This window comes from Pectobacterium sp. 1950-15 (assembly GCF_037136835.1).
In the GTDB taxonomy this organism is placed as follows: Bacteria; Pseudomonadota; Gammaproteobacteria; order Enterobacterales; family Enterobacteriaceae; genus Pectobacterium.
The window spans coordinates 109,994-129,080 of sequence record NZ_JBBBQR010000009.1 but is presented as its reverse complement, the minus strand read 5'-3'; the positions used below and the strand labels follow the sequence as shown (position 1 = coordinate 129,080).

The 19,087-nt window shown below is 51.7% G+C and carries 15 protein-coding genes; 9 read left to right on the top strand and 6 right to left on the bottom strand.

Annotated features, from left to right (window positions below; genetic code table 11):
• The first annotated feature begins 441 nt into the window (after window positions 1-441).
• Together exaC and WCT94_RS12205 are read left to right on the top strand one after the other, a co-directional pair.
• Window positions 442-1,977, top strand: coding sequence for an acetaldehyde dehydrogenase ExaC (exaC, locus tag WCT94_RS12210; RefSeq protein ID WP_336869768.1), 1,536 nt, complete (start codon window positions 442-444; stop codon window positions 1,975-1,977).
• Between the two features lie 220 nt (window positions 1,978-2,197).
• Entirely contained in the window at window positions 2,198-3,190 is a 993-nt protein-coding gene (locus WCT94_RS12205) for an acyltransferase (RefSeq protein ID WP_336869767.1), read from the top strand.
• A 10-nt stretch (window positions 3,191-3,200) separates the two neighbouring features.
• Here the strand turns inward: WCT94_RS12205 and xylB are convergent, their stop codons facing one another.
• Both xylB and xylA read right to left on the bottom strand, forming a co-directional pair.
• A complete protein-coding gene (xylB, locus tag WCT94_RS12200; protein WP_336869766.1) occupies window positions 3,201-4,658 on the bottom strand; it encodes a xylulokinase in 1,458 nt (485 codons plus the stop codon).
• A gap of 269 nt (window positions 4,659-4,927) precedes the next feature.
• Window positions 4,928-6,250 carry a xylose isomerase gene (gene xylA / locus WCT94_RS12195; RefSeq protein WP_336869765.1) on the bottom strand — a complete coding sequence of 441 codons (1,323 nt, stop codon included), beginning with the start codon at window positions 6,248-6,250 and terminating at the stop codon, window positions 4,928-4,930.
• 359 nt (window positions 6,251-6,609) lie between these two features.
• On the opposite strand from xylA, the gene xylF reads away from it, so the two are divergent.
• From xylF to xylR, 4 genes are all read left to right on the top strand, one after another.
• On the top strand, window positions 6,610-7,605 hold the full coding sequence (xylF, locus tag WCT94_RS12190; RefSeq protein WP_336869824.1) for a D-xylose ABC transporter substrate-binding protein: 996 nt from the start codon (window positions 6,610-6,612) through the stop codon (window positions 7,603-7,605).
• 120 nt (window positions 7,606-7,725) lie between these two features.
• Complete coding sequence (locus WCT94_RS12185; RefSeq protein WP_336869764.1) at window positions 7,726-9,267, top strand: xylose ABC transporter ATP-binding protein; 1,542 nt, start codon at window positions 7,726-7,728, stop codon at window positions 9,265-9,267.
• A 28-nt stretch (window positions 9,268-9,295) separates the two neighbouring features.
• A complete protein-coding gene (gene xylH, locus WCT94_RS12180) occupies window positions 9,296-10,426 on the top strand; it encodes a xylose ABC transporter permease XylH (protein WP_207189230.1) in 1,131 nt (376 codons plus the stop codon).
• Between the two features lie 132 nt (window positions 10,427-10,558).
• On the top strand, window positions 10,559-11,737 hold the full coding sequence (gene xylR, locus WCT94_RS12175; protein ID WP_015842237.1) for a D-xylose utilization transcriptional activator XylR: 1,179 nt from the start codon (window positions 10,559-10,561) through the stop codon (window positions 11,735-11,737).
• Between the two features lie 57 nt (window positions 11,738-11,794).
• On the opposite strand, the gene WCT94_RS12170 is transcribed toward xylR, so the two are convergent.
• Entirely contained in the window at window positions 11,795-12,370 is a 576-nt protein-coding gene (locus WCT94_RS12170) for a DJ-1/PfpI family protein (RefSeq protein ID WP_336869763.1), read from the bottom strand.
• 409 nt (window positions 12,371-12,779) lie between these two features.
• Here WCT94_RS12170 and argG point away from each other — a divergent pair, with 409 nt between their 5' ends.
• Window positions 12,780-14,126, top strand: coding sequence for an argininosuccinate synthase (gene argG, locus WCT94_RS12165; RefSeq protein WP_015842235.1), 1,347 nt, complete (start codon window positions 12,780-12,782; stop codon window positions 14,124-14,126).
• A gap of 270 nt (window positions 14,127-14,396) precedes the next feature.
• Window positions 14,397-15,050 carry an acyl-homoserine-lactone synthase gene (locus WCT94_RS12160; protein WP_336869762.1) on the top strand — a complete coding sequence of 218 codons (654 nt, stop codon included), beginning with the start codon at window positions 14,397-14,399 and terminating at the stop codon, window positions 15,048-15,050.
• Here the strand turns inward: WCT94_RS12160 and WCT94_RS12155 are convergent.
• The 3 genes from WCT94_RS12155 to ftrA all read right to left on the bottom strand — a co-directional run bounded on the left by WCT94_RS12155 (window position 15,028) and on the right by ftrA (window position 18,358).
• The gene (locus tag WCT94_RS12155) at window positions 15,028-15,765 is read right to left on the bottom strand and encodes a LuxR family transcriptional regulator (RefSeq protein WP_336869761.1); all 738 of its coding nucleotides are present in this window, start codon (window positions 15,763-15,765) and stop codon (window positions 15,028-15,030) included. The two genes, WCT94_RS12160 and WCT94_RS12155, sit on opposite strands and share 23 nt — an antisense overlap.
• Window positions 15,766-16,155: 390 nt before the next feature.
• Window positions 16,156-17,358, bottom strand: coding sequence for a pectinesterase PemB (pemB, locus tag WCT94_RS12150; RefSeq protein ID WP_336869760.1), 1,203 nt, complete (start codon window positions 17,356-17,358; stop codon window positions 16,156-16,158).
• 4 nt (window positions 17,359-17,362) lie between these two features.
• The gene (gene ftrA / locus WCT94_RS12145) at window positions 17,363-18,358 is read right to left on the bottom strand and encodes a transcriptional regulator FtrA (protein ID WP_336869759.1); all 996 of its coding nucleotides are present in this window, start codon (window positions 18,356-18,358) and stop codon (window positions 17,363-17,365) included.
• A 119-nt stretch (window positions 18,359-18,477) separates the two neighbouring features.
• On the opposite strand from ftrA, the gene WCT94_RS12140 reads away from it, so the two are divergent.
• Complete coding sequence (locus tag WCT94_RS12140) at window positions 18,478-18,867, top strand: rhodanese-like domain-containing protein (RefSeq protein ID WP_336869758.1); 390 nt, start codon at window positions 18,478-18,480, stop codon at window positions 18,865-18,867.
• Window positions 18,868-19,087 lie beyond the last annotated feature (220 nt).

The window sequence follows — 19,087 nt, the reverse complement described above, 5'->3', positions numbered from 1 at the left end:
ATGTGCGTTGGCTGCGTTACTCGACACACTAGCGTGTGTCTCACCCCGTTGGGGCCGCTGCAAGCAGCGTTCAAACCTGCCTCTGGCAGATTTGTCAATCACCCGAATCACTTACTCAAGTAAGCTCATCGGGACTCCTTCGCTTGCCGCGTTACGATGCTCATTGATGAGCATCGCCCTAAAGGGCTAACGCTTCGCGTTATTCAAAACGAATACGTTTTGTCCTGAAACTCGAATTATTTAGGGTATACCTCACCGCGCCTGAAGGGATGCGACTTTTTCTCGCAAGAAACTGTGCGTCAACTCGAAGAGTTGCTTTCTTCTCTGGCCGAATCCTGTCGCTAACTCCATACCCCGTATAGGCTTAATTTAACTGCTTACTGTTTGCCTCTTTTTTCACTGCGGCATGGCCGCTCACTCGGAAATGAAAAGGAGACTGAAATGGCGCATGATAATTTTGAAGGCCGACCTGCATCTGACGACTACGGTTCTCTCAACCTGAAAAAACGCTATGACAATTTTATCGGCGGAGCCTGGGTTCCACCTGATGCGGGTCAGTATTTTGTCAATTTGACGCCAGTAACGGGCCAGCCGATGTGTGAAGTGGCCAGTTCGTCAACGCGAGATATTGACCACGCGCTGGATGCCGCTCACAAGGCAAAAGCGGAATGGGGTGGCCTGTCAGTGCAGGATCGGGCGCTGGTGCTGAACCGTATTGCCGACCGAATGGAACAAAATCTTGAGCTGCTGGCGCGGGTAGAGACTTGGGATAACGGCAAACCGATACGCGAAACTAGCGGAGCGGATGTGCCGCTGGCGATTGACCATTTTCGCTATTTTGCGGCCTGTATCCGTGCGCAAGAAGGGGCGATCAGTGAAATTGACGGCGATACCGTGGCCTACCATTTTCATGAACCTCTCGGCGTTGTCGGGCAAATCATTCCCTGGAATTTCCCGCTGCTGATGGCCTGTTGGAAAATGGCGCCTGCGCTGGCCGCCGGTAACTGTATTGTGCTGAAACCCGCCAAACTGACGCCGATGTCGGTGCTGATTTTGATGGAGCTGATTCAGGATCTGCTGCCGCCAGGTGTCATTAATGTCGTCAATGGGTCGGGAAGTGAAATTGGCGAATATCTGGCGACGTCGAAACGCGTTGCGAAAGTCGCTTTCACCGGGTCGACTGAAGTGGGCCAGCAGATCATGAGCTATGCGGCGCAGAACGTGACGCCAGTAACGCTGGAACTGGGTGGCAAATCGCCGAATATCTTCTTTGCCGATGTGATGGATAAAGAAGACAGCTTCTTTGACAAAGTGCTCGAAGGCTTCACGCTGTTTGCTTTCAATCAGGGAGAGGTCTGTACCTGTCCGAGTCGTGCGCTGGTGCAGGAATCGATCTACGATCGCTTTATGGAGCGGGCAATCAAGCGCGTTGAGGCTATCCGCATCGGCAACCCGCTGGACAGCAAAACCATGATGGGTGCTCAGGTGTCAGCAGGCCAGCTTGATACCATCCTTAACTACATTGATATCGGTAAGAAAGAGGGCGCACGGGTGCTCACGGGCGGCCAGCGCAAGGCGATGCCGGGTGGGCTGGCGGAAGGGTATTATCTGGAACCGACGATATTGTTCGGTAAAAACAGTATGCGTGTCTTCCAGGAGGAAATTTTTGGACCGGTATTGGCGGTCACGACCTTCAAAACGATGGATGACGCACTGGAGATCGCCAACGACACGGAATACGGTCTGGGGGCTGGCGTGTGGAGCCGTAACGGTAACATTGCCTACCGGATGGGGCGTGGTATTCAGGCCGGACGCGTCTGGACCAACTGTTATCACGCTTATCCGGCGCATGCAGCGTTCGGGGGCTACAAGCAGTCCGGCATCGGGCGTGAAAACCATAAAATGATGCTGGAACATTACCAGCAAACCAAGTGCCTGTTGGTGAGTTACTCTGATAAGCCGATGGGGCTGTTCTAACGGCGTACTTCCTTCAAACCCTGCGTGCCTGCCTGTGCGGGTACGCAGGCATGATGTACATTGATGCGGGTTTCCCGCATCAATCCGTCCTTATCACTCAGATTTAACCGATTGTTGATAGCTGATCATTGATAGTTGCTGGTTGTTAATAATCGATTGTGCCAGCGCTTAACAACGGCTACGCTGTTTTGAATAGCGCTTTGCTTTCAAGAGGTTGTGCATGACGGATAAGATCGGCTGGATTGATAACCTGCGGGCGCTGGCCTGCATGATGGTCGTTCTGATTCATAGCACCACCTACTATATTACTGCGGGCGGCACGCCGGGCGATGGTCACTGGGATGTAGCGAATATCCTGAACTCTGCCTCGCGCGTCTGTGTTCCGCTGTTTTTCATGATCTCGGGTTACTTATTCTTTGGCGAGCGCAGCGCGGGGAAAAAACATTTCCTGCGTATCGGTTTATGCCTGCTTTTTTATAGTGCGGTCGCGCTGATCTATATTGCGACGCTCACGCCGATTAATGGCCTGAATTCATTGCACCATGCGCTGCAAAAACCGGTCTTTTATCACTTATGGTTTTTCTACGCCATTATCGTGATTTATCTGCTCTCCCCGCTTATTACCATCAAGCCCGTATCGGGCAAATATTTAGCGGTCTTGATTGTCTTATTGGCCGTTGTCGCTAACCCCAATACGGGGCGGGTGGTATTTGAAGGGTTTAAGTTACTGCCCGTGAACCTCTATATTTACGGCGATACGTTTTACTATGTGCTGTATGCCGCGCTGGGGCGTGCGTTGGGGATGTTGGATGTGCCAAAGAAAGTTGTGCTGGCCGCTATCCCATTCTTTGTTGCCTGTGTCGCGCTGGTCGCAATGGGGACGAAACACCACACATTATTGAATGATACGTTTACCCAGACATTTTACATCTACTGTGGCCCGCTGGTGTTTCTGGCTGCGGTCAGCCTTCTCGTGGTGTTTAAACATTATTGTAGCCAGCGGATTTTACCGGGGTTTGCCACTATTTCGCGCCATTCGCTGGCGATTTACGGCTTCCATGCGTTGATCATTCATTATCTGCGAACGCATGACGTGGCGCTGCCATCCCACCCAGTTCTCGATATCTTGTATGTTTTCGCCATCGCGCTAGCGGTCAGCCTGTTGCTGTCGATGGCGCTACAGAAAATCGATGTGCGGCGCTGGGTGAGCTGACGCTGCTACGCTACATCAGCGGGCTAAGCTGCTGGTAGAGTGCCTTAAATGTACGTCTCCGCTCGGCATAGTCATCATGGCGTTGGGGATCCGGTTGATGAACCTGTTCCAACGGTAACGGCGGCAGCAGGTCTGCCAGTGGCGTATGCGGATGCATGGCGATCTGTGCCAGACGTGCTGCCCCCAGCGCGGGGCCAACATCTCCTCCCGTGCGGTACTCCAGCGTTTGACCGCTGATATCCGCCAGCATTTGCCGCCAGTAGGCGCTGCGAGCACCGCCGCCAATCAGCGTGATGCTATCGGGTTTTAGCCCGGTCATATGCAGTGCGTCCATGCCATCGGCAAGCGCAAACCCCACGCCTTCCAGTACCGCTTTTGCCAGTTCTGGGCGACCGTGTTGATGGGTGAGCCCCCAGAATGCGCCTTTGGCATCAGGATTATTGTGTGGCGTACGTTCGCCGGAGAGATAGGGTAAGAACCACACTGGCGTTATCGTATCATCGGCTGGCGTCGAGGCGACTTCCTGCAACAGCGCGGGTACGCTCTCTGCGTGCGTCAGACGGGCGACCCAGTCGAGGCAGGATGCCGCGCTTAACATCACGGACATCAGGTGCCAGGTATTCGGCAGCGCGTGGCAGAAGCTGTGGACGGCATGCTGCGGGTTGCTGAGAAAGCCATCGCTGACAGCAAAGTAAACGCCGGATGTGCCGAGAGACAGCATTGCCTGTCCGGCTTGATATAGCCCGACGCCAATGGCTCCCGCCGCATTGTCCCCACCGCCAGCAATCACGGGGATGGGTTCCATGCCCCAGCGGCTGGCGATATCAGGCCGCAGATAACCGGTAATCTGATTGCCTTCATACAGCACGGGCATATGTTCGCGGCTCAGCGCGCAGGCTTCCAGCAGCGTGTCGCTCCAGTCTCGTTTTGCGACATCCAGCCAGAGTGTTCCGGCTGCATCGGACATATCGCTGGCAAACTCTCCCGTCAGACGCCAGCGCAGATAGTCTTTTGGCAGCAGGACTTTGTCGATTTGGCGAAAGATCTCGCTTTCGTTTTCCTGCACCCATTTCAGTTTGGGCGCGGTAAAGCCCGGCATCATCAGGTTACCGGTAATCTGGCGCGATGTTGGCACCTGTTGTTCCAGCGTGCGGCATTGAGCCGCGCTACGCCCGTCATTCCAGAGGATCGCGGGGCGTAGCACGTTCTGGCGGGCGTCCAGCAAGGTCGCCCCGTGCATTTGCCCGGTTAGCCCCAGTGCTTTCACCGCGCGAAGGTTGTGCGTCGCTGCCAATGCCTGTAACGCCCGATCGGTTGCCTGCCACCAATCTTCAGGTGCTTGCTCTGACCAGAGCGGATGCGGGCGGGAAATGTTCAATGCGGCGCTATGGCTGGCAATCACCTCGCCTGCTTCATCCAGCAGGATGGCTTTCACACCGGACGTACCCAGATCAATACCGATATACATAGTGGCTCCTGATAAGCCTCTGCGACAGGGGTAGCCTGCCGCAGTAAGTGTGACGTAGTGAGCGTCCCGTTTTAGCCAAATTACCCGTCATACTTCAAGTTGCATGTGCGTTGGCTGGGCTACTCGGCACACTTACGTGTGCCTCGCCCCGTTGGGGCCGCTGCAAGCAGCGTTCAAATCTACCCCCGGTAGATTTGTCACTCACCCGAATCACTTACCTGAGTAAGCTCATCGGGATTCCCTCTCTTGCCGCCTTCCTGAAACTCGAATTATTTAGGGTATAGGTGGCGGTTAACCAGGTTTTCCAGCAATTCCTGCTGGCCACTCTGGTGCTGTGGTGCCAGCTGATGGCTTTCTGCATAGTGGGCAAGTGATTCCAGCGAGGCCTTGCCTTGCAGGATTTGCTGACCCAGTTCTCCGTTCCAGCCTGCATAGCGTTTAGCAACCAACTGATTGAGTTTATCATCTTCAATCATTCTGGCAGCGGCCTTGAGCGCCAGCGCCATGGTATCCATCGCACCGATATGCGCGTGGAAAAGGTCATAGCGATCGGTACTTTGGCGACGAACTTTGGCGTCAAAGTTCAGCCCACCCGTCGTGAAGCCACCCGCCTTGAGAATTTCATACATGATCAGCGCGTTCTCTTCCACGCTGTTAGGGAACTGATCGGTGTCCCAGCCGAGCTGCGGATCGCCGCGGTTCGCATCGACAGATCCGAATACGCCCAGCGCGACAGCAGTAGCGATTTCATGATGGAATGAATGGCCTGCCAGCGTAGCGTGGTTGGCTTCCACGTTGACTTTAATCTCTTTTTCCAGCCCAAACTGTTTCAGGAAACCATAAACGGTGGCGACATCGTAGTCGTACTGGTGCTTGGTTGGCTCCTGTGGCTTCGGCTCGATGAGCAGCGTGCCCTGAAAGCCGATTTTGTGTTTATGTTCGACGACCATCTGCATGAAGCGACCGATTTGTTCACGCTCCTGACGCAGGTCGGTATTAAGCAGGGTTTCATACCCTTCGCGCCCGCCCCACAGTACATAGTTCTCGCCACCCAGTTTTTTGGTCGCGTTCATTGCCGTGAACACTTGCGTAGCCGCCCAGGCAAAGACATCTGGGTCAGGGTTGGTGGCCGCGCCTGCGCCATAGCGAGGATGGGTAAAGCAGTTGGCGGTACCCCACAGCAGCTTCACGCCGCTATCCTGCTGCTTTTCCGCCAGCACATCGGTGATAACCGCAAAATTATGCAGATACTCTTTCAGTGAGTTTCCTTCCGGTGCGATATCGACGTCATGAAAGCAGTAGTAAGGCACGTTCAGCTTTTGAAAGAATTCGAATGCGATGTTCGCCTTGCGCTTCGCGAGCTCCAGCGCGTCGCCTGACTGTTGCCACGGCCGGGCAAAAGAGCCGACGCCGAACATATCCGCACCGTTCCAGCAGAACGTGTGCCAATACGCGACGGCAAAACGCAAATGGTCTGCCATCCGTTTACCGAGAATTTCCTGGTCGGGATTGTAGTGACGAAAGGCGAAGGGATTGTCGCTTTGGCTACCTTCATAACGGACTTTTTCGATCTGTTCAAAATAGGCTTGCATCGTTAACTCCTTAGAAACCACCCAGACGGAAGAGATGGGAATGGGATTAATTTTCGGAGTGGATGAACGTTTCCTCAATTACGTTATTTCACACTGAAATTCAGAGAATTATTAAATGTGCGCTGCGTCGCAAAAAATAACGGTATTTACTCTGAATACGCTTCGCAAGGTGTAACAACGTGAAAATGTGACTCGACAATAAAATATGACCCGTATCAAAAAACGGGAATTAAACCAAAAAACATAATTGGAGGATAAAAATCTGTAATTGATGGGGGGATGTTTAGCGACAATACTCATCTGGCTATTGCTATTGGAGTCTTAGGCCCTGCATCTTAAATAAAAAAAGGTACGCTATGATGAAAGTTAAACATTTTTTACTCTCAGCCTGTGCCGTATTCACTTTAGCTTGTCAGCCCGGATTCGCGAAGGACGTTAAAATAGGCATGGCGATTGACGATCTGCGTCTTGAACGCTGGCAGAAAGATCGCGATCTTTTTGTTGAGCAAGCCAAAAAGCAAGGGGCTGATGTGTTTGTTCAATCAGCAAACGGCAATGAGGCCACGCAGATTTCTCAAATAGAAAACATGATCAATCGCGGTGTCGATGTCTTAGTTATTATTCCTTATAACGGTCAAGTGCTTGGCAATGTTATTGCGGAAGCCAAACGTGAAGGAATAAAAGTGCTTGCTTATGACCGCATGATTAATAATGCGGATGTGGATTTTTATATTTCATTTGATAATGAAAAGGTTGGTGAGCTACAGGCGAAATATCTCATCGATAAGGTGCCCGGCGGAAACTATTTCTTAATGGGCGGCTCACCTGTTGATAATAACGCGAAGCTGTTTCGTCAGGGGCAAATGAAAGTGCTTACGCCGCTGATCGAAAGCGGGAAAATAAAAGTGGTCGGCGATCAGTGGGTTGATGCCTGGCTACCAGAGAATGCGCTGAAAATTATGGAAAATGCGCTAACGGCGAACAGCAATAAGATTGATGCTGTCGTCGCATCGAACGATGCGACGGCGGGCGGGGCGATTCAGGCACTTGCCGCACAGGGACTGGCTGGGAAGGTCGCCATTTCCGGTCAGGATGCCGATCTGGCCGCAATCAAACGTATTGTGGCAGGCACGCAAACCATGACGGTCTATAAACCGATCAGCAAGCTGGCGAAAGATGCCGCAGATATCGCCGTGGCGCTGGGTTCCGGCAAAACGCCGGAATCTAACGCTAAATTAAACAATGGATTGAAAGATATTCCTTCCTTCTTACTGACGCCGATTCCCGTCGATAAATCCAATATCGATTCCACCGTCATCGCCGATGGCTTCCACAAAAAAGCGGATGTGTATTAACGCACGCCGCAGCCACTAGATTTCAGGATGCAGGAAAGACGTTCATCGAGTCACGACACGAGGTTGTGGCTCGCCACTGTCGCAGACGAGGTCTGAGATACCTGAATCACGGAGGCCGTGATGCCACATCTGTTGGAAATGAAAAACATCACCAAGGCGTTTGGCACGGTGAAAGCCGTCGATAATGTCAGCCTGACGCTGGAGGCAGGTCAGGTTTTGTCGCTGTGCGGCGAGAATGGCTCGGGGAAATCTACCTTGATGAAGGTGCTGTGTGCCATCTATCCGCATGGCAGCTATGAGGGGCAGATTGTGTTTTCCGGTGACGAACTGCGCGCTAGCCATATTCGCGATACGGAGCAAAAAGGCATTGCGATTATTCATCAGGAACTGGCGCTGGTGAAAGAGATGACGGTACTGGAGAACCTCTTTTTGGGTAACGAATGGACGCGTTTTGGCGTAATGGATTACGACAATATGTACCTTCGCTGCCAGCGTATGCTGGAGCAGGTCAAGCTGGCCGTCGATCCGAATACCAAAGTGGGTGAGCTTGGATTAGGCCAGCAACAGCTGGTGGAAATTGCCAAGGCGCTGAACAAGCAGGTGCGTCTGTTGGTGCTGGATGAGCCCACAGCATCATTGACCGAACGTGAAACCGCAATCCTGCTGGAGATCATCCAGGATCTGCGCGATCACGGTATTGCCTGCATCTATATCTCGCACAAGCTCAACGAAGTTAAAGCCATTTCCGATGTGATTTGCGTGATTCGTGATGGGAAACCTATTGGCACGCGCCCTGCGGTCGAGCTGAGCGAAGACCAGATCATTGCCATGATGGTGGGACGGGAACTGACGGAGCTCTATCCCAATGAACCGCATACCATTGGTGAAGAAGTGCTGCGCGTAGAACACCTTACCGCCTGGCACCCGGTCAATCGCCACATTCGCCGGGTGGATGATGTCTCGTTTGCTCTGCACCGAGGCGAGATTCTCGGCATTGCTGGACTGGTGGGGTCAGGGCGTACGGAAACGGTGCAATGCCTGTTTGGTGCCTATCACGGTCATTGGCAGGGCGACATCTTTATTGACGGCGAGCAGGTGACCATCAGCAATTGCCAGCAGGCGATGGCGCAGGGTATTGCGATGGTGCCGGAGGATCGTAAGAAGGATGGCATTGTCCCGGTGATGAGCGTCGCGCAGAACATGACGCTGGCGGCACTCGATCAATTCACTGGGGCGTTTTCCATGCTGGACGATGCGCGTGAACAGGACATCATCCGGCAGTCGCTAGCGAATCTGAAGGTGAAAACCTCCAGCCCAGAGCTGGCGATCGCCCGGCTCAGCGGCGGCAACCAGCAAAAAGCGGTGCTGGCGAAATGTCTGCTGTTGAAACCCCGAATTCTGATTCTTGATGAACCCACGCGCGGCATTGATATCGGTGCCAAGTATGAAATCTACAAGCTCATTAATGCGCTGGTAAAACAGCACATTGCCGTCATTGTCATCTCTTCTGAGCTGCCCGAAGTGCTGGGGTTGAGCGATCGGGTGTTGGTGATGCATCAGGGGCGTATCAAAGCGGATTTGATCAACCGTGATTTAACCCAGGAACAGGTTATGGAAGCTGCATTGAGGAGTGAACATCGTGCTGAAAACATCGCAGTCTGAACAACAACATGTCGCTGGCTCTGTCTCGATGCTGCAACGATTGAAAAGCATCAATCTTCAGGTCTACGTGATGATTGCCGCTATCATCGCCATCATGCTCTTTTTCACCTACATGACTGACGGGGCATATCTCAGCGCGCGTAACCTCTCCAACCTGTTAAGGCAAACGGCGATCACCGGCATTCTGGCGGTCGGTATGGTGTTTGTCATTATTTCCGCTGAGATCGATCTGTCGGTTGGTTCGATGATGGGGCTATTGGGCGGCGCGGCGGCGATTTTTGATGTCTGGTTTGGCTGGCCTTTACCGTTGACCATCGTTGTGACACTTGCGCTGGGATTACTGCTCGGCGCGTGGAATGGCTGGTGGGTCGCCTACCGGAAAGTCCCTTCTTTTATCGTGACGCTGGCGGGGATGCTGGCTTTTCGCGGCATTCTGATCGGCATTACCAATGGGACGACGGTTTCCCCGACGAGTGAAGCGATGTCGCAGATTGGGCAGAGCTATCTGCCTTCCGGCATTGGTTTTATGTTCGGCGCCATCGGGTTGATGGTGTTTATCGCCTGGCAGTGGCGTCGGCGCAGCAGCCGCGCGCGATTAGGGTTACCCGTAAACCCTCCCGCGGGTGATATTGGCCGCCAGACGGTGACGGCACTGGTGGTGCTGGGGGCGATTTATCTGCTGAATGACTATCGCGGTGTGCCAACGCCGGTTCTGGTGCTGACGCTGTTGATGCTGGGCGGTATTTTTCTGGCGACGCGAACCGCATTTGGCCGCCGCATCTATGCCGTGGGCGGAAATATCGATGCTGCCCGTTTATCGGGCGTGAATGTCGAGCGCACCAAAATGGCGGTGTTCGCGATTAACGGCCTGATGGTCGCGGTCGCCGGGCTGATTCTCAGCTCGCGATTGGGAGCTGGTTCGCCATCCGCCGGAAACATTGCCGAACTGGATGCGATTGCCGCCTGCGTGATTGGCGGCACCAGTCTGGCGGGGGGTATCGGCAGCGTGGCGGGCGCGGTGATGGGGGCATTTATCATGGCGTCGCTGGATAACGGAATGAGCATGCTGGATGTGCCGACCTTCTGGCAATACGTCGTAAAAGGCGGAATCCTGCTATTGGCGGTGTGGATGGATACCGCAACAAAGCGGCGCGTATGACTGATGTGGAGGTTGTGGAGGAAATACGTGGCGGCTCGCAATAATCAGCAAATTATTTTGGCCTCTGGGGGCGCTGTGCTATTCAAGGAAGAAGACTTTCAAGGAACTTGCGATTAATGAGTGCCGACTGCCATGTTTGAAAAACGCTATCGCATCACGCTGCTGTTCAACGCCAACAAAGTGTATGACCGTCAGGTGGTTGAAGGAGTTGGTGAATATTTACAGGCTTCTCAGTGTGACTGGGACATCTTCATCGAAGAGGACTTCCGTTGCCGCATTGATAACATCAAAGAGTGGCTGGGAGACGGCGTGATTGCCGATTTTGACGATGGTGAGATCAAGCAACTGCTACAGGATGTGAATGTACCGCTGGTAGGCGTTGGCGGCTCCTACCATCGTCCCGAGGATTACCCGCCCGTGCATTATATCGCGACAGATAATTATGCACTGGTGGAAAGCGCGTTTATGCACCTCAAAGAGAAGGGGCTGAACCGCTTTGCCTTTTATGGCCTGCCGGTATCGGGTGGGAAAGGCTGGGCACAGGAGCGGGAATACGCTTTCCGGCAGTTGGTTGCGGCAGAAAAGTATCAAGGCGTGGTGTATCAGGGGATGGAAACGTCGCCGGATAACTGGCAATACGCGCAAAACCGGCTGGCCGACTGGGTGCAGGGGCTTCCGCCGCAGACGGGGATTATCGCGGTGACCGATTCGCGCGCGCGCCATCTGTTGCAGGTCTGCGAACATCTGAATATTGCCGTACCGGAAAAGCTGTGCGTTATCGGAATCGATAACGAAGATCTGATTCGCTACCTGTCACGCGTCGCGCTCTCGTCGGTGGCACAGGGCACGCGCCAAATGGGGTATCGCGCCGCGAAGTTGCTGCATCAGCTGTTGTTGAACCAGACCGATTTGCCGCTGCAACGTATTTTGGTGCCGCCGGTTCGGGTGGTGGAACGTCGCTCAACGGATTATCGCTCTGTGCACGATCCTGCCGTTATTCAGGCCATGCACTTTATCCGCTATCACGCCTGTAAAGGGATTAAGGTCGAGCAGGTGCTGGATGCGGTCGGGATTTCCCGCTCGAATCTGGAGAAGCGCTTTAAAGATGAAGTCGGTCAGACGATTCACGGTGTGATTCACGCGGAGAAGCTGGATCGGGCGCGTAACCTGCTGATATCGACCTCGCTCTCGATTGGCGAGATCTCGTTAATGTGTGGCTACCCTTCGCTACCTTACTTTTATGCTGTCTTTAAGAAGGGGTATGACATCACGCCGAAGGAGTACCGTGAGCGCTATGGCGAAGGTTATTAAGAGGATTGGCTCAGGAAGGCGCGGCGGTACGCGCCTTATTAATTGGCGGGTGAGCGGTTACGCCGGCACGCGCCAGTAATCGTAATCGATGTGCTCAACCTGGAAGTTGGCGTTCTCTTTGTCTCCAGTCAGACGGCTGGCGATGGTAAAGGCAAAATCGAACGTCACGCCCAGCCCTTTGCCGCTGATCAGATTGCCGTCTTCCACGACTTTCTCGTCAACATAAACGCCATCGGTCACGTCCTGCCATAACTTGCCTGAGCAAACGTAGCGACGGCCTTTCAGCAGGTTGTTACCGCCCAATACGCGTGCAGCCGCAGAGCACAGTGGGCAAATCAGTTTTCCCGCCTCGTCATGGCGACGAATAAACTCGACAACCATCGGGTTGGCGGCCAGGTTAACCGTACCCTGTGGGCCGCCAGGGATGACCACGGCATCAAACAGCGTGTCCTGGTTTCTTTCCAGCAGAGAATCGGCAAACAGTCGAATATTGTGATAACTGCGCAGTTCCAGTCTGTCATAGCATGACAGCATGGTGACTTCTATCTTCATACGGTGCAGTACATCAATCACCATGATCGCTTCTGCTTCTTCAAACCCTGGGGCCAGCAGAACGGCGACTTTCTTAGACATAGCATCTCCAGCAATATGCAAGGGAAGGTGTTAACCGCAAGAGGATAGCAAAGAAATATCGCCGAAATGAAACGATGTTTTATTAATGTCGAGTGGGTCGCGTAAACGATTTTTGTTGCTTAGCCTAAAGAGAAGATGGCGCTATACTTGCTAACTTGGTCGTGAATCGGCCATGAATTTTTTTACACGAAAGCACGACTCTTCTCTTCCTGTCCTGCCAAAAAGATGTTTAAATTATCACTCACTTATTTTGCATAAATATGCATTTGTGAGTGTGTCGACTTTGGTTATCGACCGGCCCTTGATGTAGGATGTGCGTAGGGCCCAAACGCTCATTAATGCATGGCGTAACATAATGGTGTGGGCTGCGAGGCTTCTATCCATAGATCTTTCGAGCAGGGATATATTTATGACAACGATTCTCAAGCATCTTCCGGTTGGTCAGCGTATTGGTATTGCGTTCTCGGGTGGTCTGGATACCAGCGCCGCGCTGCTTTGGATGCGTCAAAAGGGCGCGGTTCCTTATGCGTACACCGCAAATCTGGGGCAGCCAGATGAGGATGACTACGAGGAAATCCCTCGTCGGGCTATGGAATATGGCGCGGAAAATGCTCGCCTTATCGATTGCCGTAAGCAGCTGGTTGCTGAAGGTATCGCTGCGATTCAGTGTGGCGCATTCCACAACACGACAGCGGGTGTGACCTATTTCAACACCACGCCGCTGGGCCGCGCAGTGACCGGTACGATGCTGGTTGCGGCGATGAAAGAAGATGGTGTGAACATCTGGGGTGACGGCAGCACCTATAAAGGCAACGATATTGAGCGTTTCTATCGCTACGGCCTGCTGACCAATGCTGAATTGAAGATTTATAAACCGTGGCTGGATACCGATTTTATTGATGAACTGGGCGGTCGTCAGGAGATGTCCGAGTTTATGTCTCAGGCTGGGTTCGGCTATAAAATGTCTGCCGAGAAAGCTTATTCTACCGACTCCAATATTCTGGGTGCGACGCACGAAGCGAAGGATTTGGAATTCCTGAATTCCAGCGTCAAAATCGTTAACCCGATTATGGGCGTGAAATTCTGGGACGAGAACGTCAAAGTTCCGGCAGAAGAAGTAACCATTCGCTTTGAGCGTGGTCATCCGGTCGCGCTGAACGGCAAGACCTTTGCTGATGATGTCGAACTGATGCTGGAAGCGAACCGTATCGGTGGACGCCACGGTCTGGGGATGAGCGATCAGATCGAAAACCGTATCATTGAAGCGAAAAGCCGTGGCATCTATGAAGCGCCGGGAATGGCGCTGTTGCACATTGCCTATGAGCGTCTGGTTACCGGTATTCACAACGAAGACACTATCGAGCAGTACCACGCCAATGGCCGTCAGCTGGGTCGCTTCCTGTACCAGGGACGCTGGTTCGATTCTCAGGCGCTGATGCTGCGTGATGCTTCTCAGCGTTGGATCGCCAGCGCTATCACTGGTGAAGTAACGCTGGAGCTGCGTCGTGGCAATGATTACTCCATCATGAACACCGTGTCTGACAATCTGACCTATAAACCAGAGCGTCTGACTATGGAGAAAGGTGACTCGGTCTTCTCGCCGGATGACCGTATCGGCCAGCTGACCATGCGCAATCTGGATATCACGGACACGCGTGAAAAACTGTTTAACTACGTTGAAACGGGTTTGCTCTCTTCCTCCGCCAGTACGGGTCTGCCGCAGGTAGGCCAACTGCAGGATAAAACAGAGAAATAACGCTCAGATTGAGTAATATAAAAATCCGGAATCGTCTCGCGTTTCCGGATTTTTTTTATCTGTTTATCATATGTTTAGATTTGGTCTTCTCGCCGTGTTTTTTCGTGTGTGAACTCTTGCTGACAATGTAGGTTGCATCTGTACAACCACCGTGGAAAGCGACAGAATACAATGACAATAAGCCGAGACTTTTGTTAAAAGGCGAAAGAATCTATTGGATGGTGTATCTGTTATTGTGATATCTAGCTGCAAATTTTTAATGGAGGAAAAATGTTAGAAATATTCGATGTAAGTTACAAACACTTGTCGGAAAAAAAATCGGAAGAGTTGTTTACGCTAAGAAAAGAAACGTTCAAAGATCGACTTAATTGGGCCGTAAAATGTATTAATGGGATGGAGTTCGATCAATATGATGATGATAACGCGACCTATCTTTTCGGCGTAGAAGATAATCAGGTCATTTGCAGTTCTCGGTTAATCGAAACAAAATATCCTAATATGATTACCGGCACGTTTTTTCCCTATTTTGACAAAGTAGATATTCCCGAAGGAAACTATATTGAGTCGAGTCGTTTTTTTGTCGATAAGGCTCGGTCGAAAACTATTTTAGGTAATACTTATCCCGTTAGTACTATGTTCTTTTTGGCAACGGTGAATTACTCAAGAAGTAAAGGATATGATGGTGTTTACACGATTGTTAGCCATCCTATGCTCACGATACTAAAGCGTTCTGGTTGGGACATTTCTGTTGTTGAACAAGGGTTGTCAGAAAAGCAGGAAAAGGTGTATCTACTGTTTTTACCTGTCGATAAAGAAAGCCAGGATGTGCTGGTTCGTCGTATAAATCGCAATCAAGAATTCGTTGAAAGCAAGTTACGAGAATGGCCACTGTCTTTCGAATCTATGACTGAAGCGGTCGGATAAGTTGTAGCTCAATGCCAAGTCTGATCGCATGTTTGGCATTTAATACTCCGAGTTTTTTTACAACATTGCCGATGTGGAATTTAACGGTGCCTGTTTTAATGCCTAATATCAGTGCGATTTCCTGATAGGTTTTTCCCATACTGGCCCAGTAAAGAATTTCATTCTCTCGTTGAGAAAAAATATCTTTATCACTTGATCTTTCATCCTCTTTGTTTCTAATCATCTCTCTGTAAAGAGAGATGGTTTCTGCATGAATATTCATCAACGTCATTTGTAACTTATCTTTATTATTCTCGATGACCTCATCAATATTACTCACATTGGATTCATCAATCATGATAGATAACATAACCAGATTGTTACTGTGGTCATGAAGTACAAAAGTATAGCCGTTAGTGATGTTATGCTCTTTGGACAAGTTGAATATCTTGGACATCTTCAGTTGCGTGCTGACAAGTAAATCTTCGTCCCAAGGGAAAGGTGTGATTTTATTAAGAGCAGCAATGACTACAGGATCAATGTGCTGATAGTTGTTGGCCCGATATATCTCTCTCCACTCATCGTGGTGATTTGAAATGATAAGGATTTCTGTAGGTTTTTTCTTATTTAAGACCATATAGGAATATTTGATGTCGCCATAGTGACTTAATGCGGTATCGAATTGATTTTTTATTACCCTGCTTATAGTTTCATTGTTGGAGAATAATTGCGACATCTCATGACCTCAGTCTGAAAACTCAACATCCTGTAATAGAAAAAGTATATACCTATCCCTATAGGTATATCTATAAGAACCTATACCGATAGGTTTACCTATACCTTAGTATAGCTTTTCTTTGAGATGAAAAAACATACAATCTTACAATAATGTTAAGGGCGTAAAGCAAAAGAAATAAACACCGCTCAGGATAAGCGTGATGATTGGCTAACATCAGGGAATGCTAATTAAGCAAGATTTATCAATAGTATAATAAAAATAATCTTTTCTCCTCTATGGCCTGTGTCTTTTAGCAGGCCTACCAGATGTCCTGGTTCATTAATTCCATCAGGGCGATACACTCGCGAATAACACTCACTTTTATGCTGCGTTCTTTTTTGCGGCACCTCACGCCTCGTCGATGTTGTTGTATTCCCACAGCCGATTGAAATGCACATCGTCCAGATTGCGGACTGAATTCGCATTACCTGCGAAAGGCCGCGCGGTGGTTGCGGCCGCTCCCCACGGCTGTTCTCTGTCATAGCTGGCGTCAATCGTGCTGTCGCGAATCACTAACTGACCGTTTGCCGTCCTGCCCGGCTGATATCCCGTCTGCCTTGCTCCCTGATCCCAGGCACGCCCCAGTTTGGCCTTTTTTTCTCCGCTGAAGCCTTCGTCTCCCGTGAAACGACAGGTCACTGCCAGAAAGCCGTATTGCACCCACGGCATGCTGTCAGGTGCGAAGACGTGAATATCTTTCGCTCCACGGCTGGAAACCGTATGAAAGTGGACATGCTCGAATACCGCGGTCGCGCGCCCAAAAACGTAATCGACATCACCCTCAATGTAGCTGTCTGTAATGTAGGCCCGGCTGTAGCGGTCCGTGACGTACTCATTCTGGAGGTTGCTGGTATTGATGAAAAACGTATCCTGACGACCGATGAGGCGGACCTTTTCAAGCTGAACCTTGTCGCCGTCGGTGCGTAGCGCCACGGCCTGATGTGCACGATTATCTACGGAATCCAGCAAGGTATTCACCACCGTCAGGTTCTTCATCTGGAAATTGTCGCTTTGCGACCAGACCACGGCGGCACAAGTGGTATCAATCGTTGCGTTCTGCTTTGACGCACAGAGATCGTACATATACCAGACGGGGTCACCGGGCTGATATTCACCGTGCGAATTTACCGTTTCTCGGTAGGTTGCCGGTGAGAACATCGAATCCAGCGCGAGTTGAATCACCACGTCATCCGGTTTCTCTCCCGCCCCACATAGCGTGAGCGGTGGGGCATCGGCAGGGATGTAGACCGTGCCGGTATAGGTGCCCGGCAGCAGTTTAATCTCAATCCGCGCCCGATCCTGCGGTGCCCGTAGCGCGGCGTTCACCGCCTGTTGAACATGGGCGTGCGTTGCACCATCCACCCCCACGTGCGGCCCGACAACCCAGGGCGTCGCCGAGCCGACCTCAATCGGTGCGGGCTGCCAGATGTCAGCTTCTGTCTGGTCATCGTGTCCAGGTAGCGTGAAATAGTGTGGGAGCGTGAAGCGTTCGGCTTCCTGCGCGGAGAGAGTGGGGCGATAAACTGTGCCGGGGTACGTCGTTTTTGTCATGATTTTATCCTCTCTTAGCGGCAAGGTTCTCTGGGATATCATCGGCTCTCTGCCCGAAACGCAACCGATAAGTTGAGGGCGTGAGATGGAGCTGCTGGCGAAAATGATGGCGTAACGAGGCTGCGGTACCGAATCCTACCGTTTCGGCGATTTTCTCGATAGATAAGTGCGTGTTTTCGAGTAAATCGCGTGCAGTATTCAGCCGTTCGGCCAGTAGCCACCGCGCTGGCGTCGTACCCGTAGCGGCAGAAAAACGGCGAAGGAACGTGCGTGGGCTCATACAGGAAATTGCCGCCAGTTTCGTAACGGAATACTCTTCCGCGAGGTTCGCTCGGACATGATCGATAAGCGGCCCGAGGCGCGAGCGTTCGTAGTCTATCGGTACCGCTTTTTCAATATACTGTGCTTGCCCACCATCCCGATGCGGTGCGACTACCAATCGGCGAGCGACTTGATTGGCCGCTTTGCTGCCGTAATCCCGACGGATGAGATGCAGCCCAAGATCGATACCCGCAGCACTCCCGGCTGACGTAAGCATTGTTCCCTCATCGATATAAAGAACGTCTGGCTCGATATCGATATCAGGATATTGCATTTTTAACGTGTCGCTGTAGCGCCAATGCGTCGTGGCGCGTCGCCCGGAAAGCAGGCCTGTCGCCGCAAGGACAAAAACACCAGAGCAGATAGAGAGCAGCCTGGCACCCTGCTGATGTGCTTGGCGTAATGCATCGACCAGATGGGTGGGGACGGGCACATCACTGCCTTTCCAGCCGGGAATGATAATCGTCCCTGCCTGTGTTAACAGCTCAAGGCCACCATCGGCAACCACGTGGATGCCGCCCGTTGCCCGCATCGCGCCGCTGTCTAAGCCTGCGACAGCAAACTGATACCAATTTTCCCCCATTTCGGGGCGAGGCAGGCCGAAGACTTCAACAGCGATACCAAATTCGAAGGTACACAAGCCATCATAAGCGAGTACGACAACAAGCGGATTGAACATTGATTTCCTCACCTCAATAACTTGTCATGATATTGACGATATATGGCAATAATGCCATCTGCCAGCCTTTATGTATCCGTTTTATAGTCGAGTCTCATTCCAATCAGTGAGAAAAATCGATGAGTTACGTGACTGACTATCCCTTTGCTGCTTCTGATATCGCCCTATCCCATTTTTCACGGCGTCTGTCCGTTGAAACAGACTGTGCGGATGTGGCGGGCTCGCTCTCTGACACTCAGCAGGACTTTGTGTTATTGCATGTGGTGGGGTCGACGAAGCACTTTAGCGCGCGCCATATACCGGGAGCGATTCATCTGCCGCACCGTGAAATTACACCTGAGCGTATGGCTAAGTGGCCCGCTGACACGCGGTTTGTCGTCTATTGCGCAGGACCACACTGCAATGGCGCAGATCAGGCGGCATTAAAGCTGGCACAACTCGGTCGCCCGGTAAAAATTATGATAGGGGGAATCACGGGATGGGAAGATGAGGGCTTTGCCTTCGCCTGATATCCCCTGCCTATGGCAGAAGGGGGCATTCCTTCTGCCAACACCTCATCCCCCTGATGCCGCGTCCAGAGAAGTCACCAGATAGGTTTGATGCTGTAATGTTGATGTTATCGGTGCCATTTTTATATCTGGCATCGTTCACAGATTTCGCCAAACAGAATAGAAGCACTTATTTCTACTGGTAGTATGGTTACGCGATCTACGTCTTGAAATAATATTA

Bases quoted from the DNA above. Each gene is read 5' to 3' on its own strand.
- WCT94_RS12205 (WP_336869767.1), top strand. From the start codon at position 2,198: ATGACGGATAAGATCGGCTGGATTGATAACCTGCGGGCGCTGGCCTGC.
- WCT94_RS12170 (WP_336869763.1), bottom strand. From the start codon at position 12,370: ATGTCTAAGAAAGTCGCCGTTCTGCTGGCCCCAGGGTTTGAAGAAGCA.
- xylH (WP_207189230.1), top strand. From the start codon at position 9,296: ATGCTGCAACGATTGAAAAGCATCAATCTTCAGGTCTACGTGATGATT.
- WCT94_RS12140 (WP_336869758.1), top strand. From the start codon at position 18,478: ATGAGTTACGTGACTGACTATCCCTTTGCTGCTTCTGATATCGCCCTA.
- exaC (WP_336869768.1), top strand. From the start codon at position 442: ATGGCGCATGATAATTTTGAAGGCCGACCTGCATCTGACGACTACGGT.
- ftrA (WP_336869759.1), bottom strand. From the start codon at position 18,358: ATGTTCAATCCGCTTGTTGTCGTACTCGCTTATGATGGCTTGTGTACC.
- pemB (WP_336869760.1), bottom strand. From the start codon at position 17,358: ATGACAAAAACGACGTACCCCGGCACAGTTTATCGCCCCACTCTCTCC.
- WCT94_RS12185 (WP_336869764.1), top strand. From the start codon at position 7,726: ATGCCACATCTGTTGGAAATGAAAAACATCACCAAGGCGTTTGGCACG.
- xylR (WP_015842237.1), top strand. From the start codon at position 10,559: ATGTTTGAAAAACGCTATCGCATCACGCTGCTGTTCAACGCCAACAAA.
- xylA (WP_336869765.1), bottom strand. From the start codon at position 6,250: ATGCAAGCCTATTTTGAACAGATCGAAAAAGTCCGTTATGAAGGTAGC.
- argG (WP_015842235.1), top strand. From the start codon at position 12,780: ATGACAACGATTCTCAAGCATCTTCCGGTTGGTCAGCGTATTGGTATT.
- WCT94_RS12155 (WP_336869761.1), bottom strand. From the start codon at position 15,765: ATGTCGCAATTATTCTCCAACAATGAAACTATAAGCAGGGTAATAAAA.
- xylF (WP_336869824.1), top strand. From the start codon at position 6,610: ATGAAAGTTAAACATTTTTTACTCTCAGCCTGTGCCGTATTCACTTTA.
- xylB (WP_336869766.1), bottom strand. From the start codon at position 4,658: ATGTATATCGGTATTGATCTGGGTACGTCCGGTGTGAAAGCCATCCTG.
- WCT94_RS12160 (WP_336869762.1), top strand. From the start codon at position 14,397: ATGTTAGAAATATTCGATGTAAGTTACAAACACTTGTCGGAAAAAAAA.